Origin of the sequence: Microbulbifer okhotskensis (assembly GCF_023895975.1) — a bacterium.
Lineage (GTDB): Bacteria > Pseudomonadota > Gammaproteobacteria > Pseudomonadales > Cellvibrionaceae > Microbulbifer > Microbulbifer okhotskensis.
This window is the reverse complement of sequence record NZ_JALBWM010000323.1, coordinates 1-861: the sequence shown is the minus strand read 5'-3', so window position 1 is coordinate 861 and position 861 is coordinate 1. Positions and strand designations below refer to the sequence as shown.

At 50.9% G+C, this 861-nt stretch carries 1 pseudogene; it reads right to left on the bottom strand.

Annotation, left to right across the window (positions count from 1 at the left end):
• Window positions 1-349 (bottom strand): annotated as a pseudogene (locus tag MO867_RS22325) (group II intron reverse transcriptase/maturase); the annotation flags it as partial.
• Window positions 350-861 lie beyond the last annotated feature (512 nt).

Below are 861 nucleotides of genomic sequence, written 5' to 3'. Positions count from 1 at the left end.
AGATACTTTGCAGTAGCTGCGCTACGCTCTGCTGCACCAGTTTGTCTTCCACCGTTGGCAGCCCCAATGGACGCTGCTTGCCGTTGCCTTTGGGAATTAATACCCGCTTAATCGCCTGGGTCCGGTAGTGTTTGTCACACAGCCGTTGATGTAGGCGATGGATATTTTGCGGCAGACTTTGCCGGTAAGCTTCGGTCGTTACTCCGTCGATACCGGGGCGGGCCTGCTTATTGAGCTGGCCCCAGCTTTGATACAGCAGGTTGGAATTTAGCAATCCGTATAAATTCTGAAACCTGTGCCTGGGGTGGCTCCGTGCTTTAAATGCGATGGCATGCAAGGCGGTTGTCATAGTGTCTCCAGCCCTACTTTGTCCGGACTATGTTTCTGTTGCACACCGATATTACTGTCAGCCCCTTCGCCATGTAAGCGGCTTTCCCGCTCTCGGACTACTATGAGCTGATCCGACTTCCGAGTGGTCTTCGTTGGTTTCGCCATTAGGCTTAACGTCTCTACCTGTTCCTTCAGGAACCTGCTCGGATCTCTCAAGTTCTCAATACTTCTCTTTCTACATGCCACGGCTTGATAACCCCGCCGATCCGCCACAACCTCACCATTGCGGTTGCATTGCCTGGACTTCGATGGCGTTACACATCTCGTCAATCGGAGCTCACTTTATTATCGGAGCGATACCAGCACTTCAGGATCACGGTAATCCCTATGGCCTATAGAATTCTCTGTGTACGCTTCACATAGTTTGTTCACAGTAAAAAAGAAAAAAATGATATATTTTTTTTCCTTCTGCTCCGCCCTACGCGCAACACTCGATACGGATGGCTGGTTAGGCCTTGCCCGACAGGGACT